The following is a 9,269-nucleotide window of genomic DNA, read 5'->3' as shown; positions in this document are numbered from 1 at the left end:
CGCCCGCCCTCCCCCCGCTGACGCGCAGGGAACGACCCGACGTATTGCCCCTGTCGTTCGCCCAGCAGCGGCTGTGGTTCATCCACCAGTTTGGCACCGTGGACGCGGCCTACCACGTACCGTTCGCCCTGAAGCTGGAAGGCACGCTGGACCTCGTCGCGCTGCGACGGAGCTTCGACGCCCTGATGCACCGGCACGAAGCCCTGCGCACCACGTTCCGCGCGCGCGAAGGCACCCCCGAACAGGTCATCCACCCGGTCCTCCCGCTGCCGATGCGACAGTTGGACCTCGTGAGCATCACCGACCCGGAGCAGCGTCGTGCGGAGGCGACGAGGCTCCTGCTGGAGGAGACCCGGACCCCGTTCGATCTGGAGCAGGGCCCCCTCATCCGCGCGCTCCTCTTGAAGCTGTCACCCACCGAGCACGTGCTGGTCCTCAACCAGCACCACATCGTCTCCGATGGCTGGTCCACCGGAGTCCTCGTGCGAGAGATGGGCACACTCTACGCCGCCCTCTCCCGGGGCCTCTCCTCGGCCCTGCCCGAACTTCCGGTGCAGTACGCCGACCACGCCCTGTGGCAGCGCGACTGGCTGCGAGGAGCGGTGCTGGAGCACCAGCTCGGCCACTGGAGCCAGCAGCTCGAAGGAGCGCCGTCCCACCTGGAGCTGCCCACGGATCATCCGAGACCGGCCCGGCAGTCCTTCCAGGGCGCGCTCATGCCCCTCGCGCTTCCCCGTGCATCGAGCGAAGCGCTGGAAGCCCTGGCGAGGCGCGAGGGCGTGACACCGTTCATGGTGCTGCTGGCGGCGTTCCAGGTGCTGCTGGGCCGCTACGCCGGACAGGACGATGTGCTCGTGGGCTCCCCCATCGCGGGCCGCCGCCACGCCGAGTCCGAAGCGCTCATCGGCTACTTCGCGAACACCGTCGTCCTGCGCACCCGGCTGCACGCGGAGGACACCTTCCGCGCGCTGCTCACGCGGGTGCGGGACACCACCCTGGGCGCCTACGAGCATCAGGACCTCCCCTTCGAGAAGCTCGTCGAAGCCCTGCACCCCACCCGCGACCCGAGCCGCACGCCCTTCTTCCAGGTCACCTTCACGCTCCAGAACGCCCCCCTGCCGAAGCTGGAGCTGCCGGGCCTTTCGCTCCAGCCGATGAACGCCGACCCGGGGGCGATCCGCTTCGACCTGGAGTGGCTGCTGCACCGAGCGCCGGAAGGCTTCGCGGGTGGCATCAACTTCAACACCGCGCTGTTCGCGCCCGCGACCGTGGCCCGCATGTCCCGGCACCTGCGCGGGCTGCTCGACGCCGCGGTGGCCTCCCCCGCGACCCCACTCTCCCGCCTGCCATGGCTCACCGTCGAGGAACGCCAACAGGTGCTGGAGACCTGGAGCGGCACCGCCACGGACTTCCCGCGCGAAGCCTCCGTGCCCGCGCTGTTCACGGAGCAGGCCGCCCGCACCCCCGATGCGATCGCGGTGAGGGCCCCCGGGAGCACCGGGGCCTTCCGGACGGACGCGGCCCCGTCCGCGCCCCGCGAGTTCACCTACGCCGAACTGGAGCGCCAGTCGAACCAACTGGCGCACCACCTGCGACGCCTGGGCGTGCGCCCGGGGGATCGGGTAGGCCTGTGCGTAGAGCGCTCGCTGGAGCTCATCACCGGCCTGCTCGGCATCCTCAAGGCCGGCGCGGCCTACGTGCCCGTGGAGGCAAAGGCCCCCACGGCGCGCACCACGTGGAGCCTCCAGGAGGCGGGCGTCAGCGTGCTCGTCACGCAGGAGGCGCTGGCGGAGGAGCTGCCGGCGGTGGCCGGATGGCTCGTCCTCCTGGACGCGGAAGCGGATCTGCTCGCGAAGCAGCCCGTCACGCCGCTGGATGTGCGGGTGCCGGCCGAAGCGCTGGCCTACGTGATGTTCACGTCGGGGAGCACCGGCCGTCCCAAGGGCGTCACCGTGCCCCACCGGGGCATCGTGCGGCTGGTCCGGGGCTCCTCCTTCCTCCACGCAGGCCCCGGAGAGGTGTTCCTCCAGGTGGCCCCGGTCGCGTTCGACGCATCCACGCTGGAGGTCTGGGGCCCGCTGCTCAACGGCGCGAAGCTCGTGCTGGCGCCGCCCGCAGCGCTGTCGCTGTCGGAGCTGGCCACGCTGCTGACAGCCGAAGGCATCACCACCCTGTGGCTCACCGCCGCGCTGTTCGAACAGATGGTCCTGCACGAAGGCCCTGCCCTTGCGCGCGTGCGACAGGTGCTGGCGGGAGGCGACGTGCTGCCCGTGCCGCGCGTTCGCGAACACCTGTCGCGGATGGCGCCCGACGCCGTGCTCGTCAACGGCTACGGCCCCACGGAGAACACCACCTTCTCCGCCACGCACTCGCTGCGCGCCGGGGACACCGTGGAGGGCAGCGTGCCCATCGGCCGGCCCCTGGCCAACTCCACCGCGTGGGTGTTGGACGCCGCGCTCGAACCCATGCCGCCGGGCGTCCCCGGAGAGCTGTACGTCGGAGGCGACGGGCTCGCGTGGGGCTACCTCCAGCGGCCCGACCTCACCGCGGAGCGCTTCATCCCCCATCCCTTCGCCACCCGACCGGGCTCCCGCCTGTACCGCACCGGCGACCGGACCCGCTGGCGCGAGGATGGGACGCTGGAGTTCATGGGGCGCACCGACTTCCAGGTGAAGATCCGCGGCTTCCGCATCGAGCCCGGCGAAGTGGAGGCCGTGCTGCGCCAGTCCCCCGATGTCCGCGAGGCGGTGGTGCTGGCGCGCGAGGACGTGCCCGGGGAGAAGCGGCTCGTCGCCTACGTGGTGTGCACGGAAGCCGGCAGTGGCACCGACCGCGTGAAGGCGTTCGCGCGGCAGCAGCTTCCCGACCCGCTGGTGCCCTCCGCGTGGGTGGAGCTGCCGGCCCTGCCGCTGTCCCCGAACGGCAAGGTCGACCGCAAGGCGCTCCCCCTGCCCGAAGCGGCCGTCACGGACGAAGCGACGCGTGCGGCGCCCCGCGACGCCATGGAAGCGCGGCTCGTGGCCATCTGGGCGGAGGTGCTGCGCCTGGAGCCGGAGACGGTGGGCATCCACGACGACTTCTTCGAACACGGAGGCCATTCGCTCCTGGCCACGCAGGTGGTGTCGCGGATCCGCGGCGTTTTCGGGGTGGAGCTGCCCCTGGGCGAGCTGTTCAACGCGCCCACCGTGGCCGCGCTCGCACCCCGTCTTGCCACCTTCGCGAGAACGTCCCGGGTGCCGCCCCTCACGCGCGCGCCCCGTCCCACCGTCCTGCCACTGTCGTTCGCGCAGCAGCGGCTGTGGTTCATCGATCAGATGGAGCCGGGCAGCAGCCTCTACAACATGCCGTTCTCGCTGACGCTCCTCGGGGCGCTGGACGAGGACGCGCTCCAGGGAAGCCTGGACGCGCTCATGGCGCGGCATGAATCGCTGCGCACCACCTTCCGCACGGAGGCAGGCCAGCCCGCCCAGCACATCCACACCGGGACCACCGTGCCGCTGGAGCGCGTGGACCTGTCGCGGTGGGACAACCCCGAAGAAAGACAGCAGGAAGCGGAGCGACTCGCGACGGCCGAAACCCGAAGGCCGTTCGACCTGGCGAAGGGGCCGGTGATCCGCGCGCTGCTGTTGAAGCTCGCCACCGATGAACACGTGCTGGTGCTCCACCTGCACCACATCGTGTCCGACGGCTGGTCCATGGGCGTGCTCGTGCGGGAACTCACCGCCCTCTACGAAGCCCTCCACGCGGGACGGACGCCCCGGCTTCCGGCGCTGCCCGTGCAGTACGCGGACTTCGCTCTCTGGCAGCGCGGATGGCTCCAGGGAGAAGCACTGGAGGCACAGCTCGACTGGTGGAGGCGGCAGCTCGACGGAGCACCGCAGGCCCTGGAGCTGCCCACCGACAAGCCCCGGCCCGCGACGTCCACTCAGCGTGGCGACACCGTGCCGGTGCACCTGCCGCGAAGGCTCACCGAACAGGTGGAGGCACTCGCACAGCGCGAGGGCGCGACGCCCTTCATGGTGCTGCTCGCGGCCTTCCAGACGGTGCTGCACCGCTACTCCGGGCAGGACGACGTGCTGGTGGGTTCGCCCATCGCGAACCGCCGTCACGCGGAGACCGAAGGGCTCATCGGCTTCTTCGTCAACACGCTGGTCCTGCGCGGACGCTTCGGTCCCCGGACGACGTTCCGGGAGCTGCTGGCGCAGGTGCGCGCCACGACCCTGGGCGCCTACGAGCACCAGGACCTCCCCTTCGAGCGACTGGTGGAGTCCCTGCAACCCACGCGCGACCTGGGCCGCACGCCGTTCTTCCAGGTCATGTTCGCGCTCCAGAACGCCCCCGTGCCGGAGCTGTCCGTGCCCGGGCTCACCGTGCGCCCGGCGCGCGTCGGGGGCCGCACCACGTCCCAGTTCGACCTGAGCCTGGAGCTGGCCCGCGAAGGGGACGCGTTCCAGGGCGTGCTCGAATACGCCACGGACCTGTTCGAACGCTCGACTGCGGAGCGGCTCATCACCCACCTGCGCACGCTGCTGGAGGCCGCGCTCGCCCGACCGGAGGCACCCCTGCGCGAGCTGTCGCTCCTGCCTCAAGAAGAGCGGGACCTCCTGCTGGGCACCTGGAGTGGCGGCGTCTCCGATTTCGACCGCGACGCCACGCTGCACGGACGCATCGAACAACAGGCGGCCCTCACGCCGGACGCGGGCGCGGTGATGTTCGGGGAGACGACGCTCTCCTTCCGTCAACTCAACGCGCGCGCCAACCAGCTCGCCCGGGACCTGCGCGCCCGAGGCGTGGGCCCGGAGGTGATGGTGGGCCTGTGCCTGGAGCGCTCGGTGGAGATCGTCGTCGCGCTGCTGGCGGTGCTCAAGGCCGGCGGGGCGTTCGTCCCCATCGATCCAGGGACCCCTTCCGCGCGCAAGTCCCTGGTGCTGCGCGACTGCGGCGCCACCGTGCTGCTGACCTCGCATGCCCTGGCCGAGGCGTGGCGTCCGGACGTGGCGCAGGTGGTGCGGCTGGACACCGAACACGCGCGGATCGCGGCCCTGCCCGAGGAGGATCTGCCTCCGTCCGCGCAGGCCGGAAACCTCGCGTACGTCATCTACACGTCTGGCTCCACGGGCACACCCAAGGGCGTGATGGTGCGCCACCGCTCGTTGATCCACCTGCACAACGCCATGGCCCGGACCGTCTACGCGGGGCAACCGCGCGGCCTGCGCATCGGCGTCAACGCGCCCCTGACGTTCGACTCGTCCATCGATCAGATCATCCAGATCATCGACGGCCACTGCCTGTGCCCCGTCCCGGAGGAGATGCGCCTGGAGCCGGAGCGGATGCTCACGTGGCTGGAGGAGGCCCGGGTGGACACGATGGATTGCACCCCCGCGCAGCTCAAGCTGCTGCTGGACGCGGGGCTGCTGGAGCGCAAGGGCCTGCCGTCGCTGCTGCTGGTGGGCGGCGAGGCGCTGGATGAGGTGCGCTGGCGGCAGCTCGCCGCGACCTCGCGCACGCGGACCTTCAACACCTACGGTCCCACCGAGTGCACCGTGGACATCTCGGTCTGGAACGTCCAGGGCACGTCCCTGCTCCAGCCCACCATCGGAAGGCCCCTGGACAACCTGCGCGTCCACGTCCTCGACGAGCGGCAGCAACTGGTGCCCTTCGGCCTGCCGGGAGAGCTGTGCGTCTCCGGCGAGGGTGTCTCCCGGGGCTACCTGGGACGCCCCCACCTGACCGCGGAGCGCTTCGTGCCAGACCCCTTCGGCACCGAGCCCGGCGGGCGCATGTACCGCACGGGCGACAAGGTGCGCTGGCGCGAGGACGGCACGCTCGACTTCATGGGCCGCCTGGACTTCCAGGTGAAGCTGCGCGGCTACCGCATCGAGCTGGGTGAAATCGAAGCCACGTCGCGCGCCTTCCCCGGCGTCCGGGACGCGGTGGCCCTGCTGCGCGAGGACACGCCAGGCCAGTCCCGACTCGTGGTCTACGTGATGCCCGACCTGGACACCGCGGCGCTGCGCGAACATCTGCGCCAGCACCTGCCCGGGTACATGGTGCCCACCGCCATCGTCGCCCTGCCCGTCCTGCCCCTGACGCCCAACGGCAAGGTGGACCGCAGGGCCCTGCCCGTCCCGGATGCGTCGCACCTGCCCGCGAGCACCTACGAGGCCCCGGCCACCCTCACCGAGGAGCGCCTCGCGGCCCTCTGGGCTGAACTGCTGCGCGTGCCCACCGTGGGACGCCATGACAACTTCTTCGAACTCGGCGGCCACTCACTGCTCGCAACTCAGGTGGTGGCTCGCGTGCGGTCACGCTTCAGCGTGGAACTCCCGGTCCGCACCCTCTTCGAATCGCCCACCGTGGCAGCCCTCGCGCGAAGGCTGCCGGACGCGACCACCCCCGCCCTGCCGCCCCTGACGCGGGCGAAGCGGGACGTCCCGCCTCCGCTGTCCTTCGCCCAGCAGCGGCTGTGGTTCATCGACCAGTTGGAGCCGGGCAGCAGCCTCTACAACATGCCCTTCGCCCTGACGCTCCTCGGGACGCTGGACGAGGACGCGCTGCGAGGAAGCCTGGACGCGCTGATGGCGCGACACGAAGCGCTGCGCACCACCTTCCGCCTGGAAGAGGGCCAACCCGTGCAACACCTCCACGACCGGGCCCAGGTGCCCCTGGAGCGCGTGGACCTCACCGGGATGGAGGACTCCACGGAACGCCAGCGGGAGGCGGAGCGACTCGCGACGGCTGAATCCCAGCGCCCGTTCGACCTGGAACGCGGTCCGGTGATTCGCGCCCTGCTGCTGAAGCTCGGCACGCAGGAGCACGTGCTGGTGCTCCACCTGCACCACATCGTGTCCGACGGCTGGTCCATGGGCGTGCTCGCCCACGAACTCACCGCCGTCTATGAAGCCCTGCGCGAGGGACGCACGCCCATGCTCCCGGAGCTGCCCGTGCAGTACGCCGACTTCGCCCTCTGGCAGCGCGGCTGGCTCCAGGGCGAGGCGCTGGACGTTCAGCTCGACTGGTGGAAGCAGCAGCTCGAAGGCGCGCCCCGCGCTTTGGAGCTGCCTACCGACAAGCCCCGGCCCGCCGTCGCCACGCGACGCGGCGACACCGTGCCGGTCCACCTGCCCCGAGACCTGACAGAGCAGGTGGAGGCACTGGCCCGGCGAGAGGGCGCGACGCCCTTCATGGTGCTGCTCGCGGCCTTCCAGGCGCTGCTGCACCGCTACTCCGGGCAGGACGACGTGCTGGTGGGCTCGCCCATCGCGAACCGCCGCCATGCGGTGACCGAGGGACTCATCGGCTTCTTCGTCAACACGCTGGTCCTGCGCGGAAGCTTCGGTGCCCGGACAACGTTCCGGGAGCTCCTGGCCCAGGTGCGCACCAACACGATGGGCGCCTACGAACACCAGGACGTGCCCTTCGAGCGGCTGGTGGAGGCTCTGCAAACGACGCGCGACCTGGGCCGCACGCCGCTTTTCCAGGTGCTGTTCGCGCTCCAGAACGCACCCGTGGCGGAGCTGTCGGTGCCCGGGCTCACCTTCCGCCCGGCACCCATCGCCGGCCGCGCCAGATCCCAGTTCGACCTGAGCCTGGAACTCCACCGTGGCGAGGACGGGTTCCAGGGGACGCTCGAATACGCCACGGATCTGTTCGAGCGCTCCACCCCCACCCGGCTCGTCGCCCACCTGCGTGTGCTGCTGGAAGCCGCGCTCGCCCGGCCAGAGGCGCCCCTGCGATCGCTGTCCCTCGTCACGCCGGAGGAGCGCAAGCACCTGCTGGAGCTTGGAAATGGCGGCGTCACGGACTTCGACCGCGACGCCACGCTGCACGGACGCATCGAGGAACAGGCGGACCGCACCCCACAAGCCGACGCCGTCGTGTTCGGAGAGACGACGCTCTCCTTCCAGGAACTCAACGCACGCGCCAACCAGCTCGCCTGGGACCTGCGGGCCCGGGGCGTGGGGCCGGAGGTCCCGGTGGGCCTGTGCCTGGAGCGCTCGGCGGAGCTCATCGTCGCGCTGCTGGCGGTGCTCAAGGCGGGGGGCGCCTTCGTCCCCCTGGATCCGAATGCGCCCGCCGCGCGCAGGTCGCAGCTCCTGCGCGACTGCGGCGCCACCGTGCTGGTGACTTCGCACGCCCTCGCCGGGGAATGGAACCCGGAGGTGGCGCACGTGGTGCGGCTCGACGCCGAACAGGGGCGGCTGTCCACCCTGTCCCGGGAGAATCCACCTCCGTCCGCGCAGGCCGGAAACCTCGCGTACGTCATCTACACGTCCGGCTCCACGGGCCTGCCCAAGGGCGTGACGGTGCGGCACCGCTCCGTGCTCCACCTGCACCGGGCGATGACACGGTCCATCTTCGCGGGCCTGGAGCAGGGCCGGCGCGTCACGGTCAACGCGCCGCTCTACTTCGACGCGTCCATCGAACAGGCCCTCCAGCTCATCGACGGTCACTGCCTGTACGTCGTCCCCGACGACGTGCGCCTGGATCCGGAGCGGATGCTCGCGTGGTTGGAAGCGACGCGCGTGGAGGTGCTGGACTGCACGCCCGGGCAACTCAAGCCCCTGCTGGACGCCGGGTTGCTGGAGCGCGCGCACGTGCCGCCGGTGCTGATCGTGGGCGGCGAGGCGCTGGACGACGTGCACAGGCGACAGCTCACCCGCACCTCACGCACCCGGACCTTCAACGCCTACGGCCCCACCGAGTGCACCGTGAGCGCCACCGTCTGGAGCCTCCAGGACACGCCCCACGACCTGCCCATCATCGGACGGCCGCTGGAGAACCTGCGGGCCTACGTCCTCGACGAGCGACAGCAACTGGTGCCCTTCGGCCTGCCGGGAGAGCTGTGCTTCGCCGGCGAAGGCCTGGCGCGGGGCTACCTGGGACAACCGCACCTGACGGCGGAGCGCTTCGTTCCGGATCCGTTCAATCCCGAGCCCGGAGCACGCCTGTACCGCACGGGCGACAAGGCGCGCTGGCGCGAGGACGGCACACTCGACTTCATGGGCCGCCTGGACCTCCAGGTGAAGCTGCGCGGCCACCGCATCGAGCCCGGTGAAATCGAAGCCGTCCTGCGCACGCACCCAGGCGTCCGGGATGCGGTCGTCCTCATCCGCGAAGACGTCCCCGGAGATGCACGGCTGGTGGCCTACGTCGCGTCCGAGCTGGACACCGCGGCGCCGCGCGAACACCTGCGTCAGCACCTGCCCGGGTACATGGTGCCCACCGCCATCATCGCCCTGCCCACCCTGCCCCTGACGCCCAACGGC

1 protein-coding gene is annotated in these 9,269 nt (G+C 71.1%); it reads left to right on the top strand.

All coding sequences use genetic code 11. The features are described from left to right. Positions 1 to 9,269, top strand: a 9,269-nt coding sequence (locus D7V88_RS34780) for a non-ribosomal peptide synthetase (RefSeq protein WP_120544910.1), incomplete at both ends; no start/stop codon positions are given.

It is taken from the genome of Corallococcus terminator, assembly GCF_003611635.1.
Lineage (GTDB): Bacteria > Myxococcota > Myxococcia > Myxococcales > Myxococcaceae > Corallococcus > Corallococcus terminator.
Note: the sequence above shows the minus strand (reverse complement) of the source record. Positions and strands in the feature narration are given on the sequence as shown.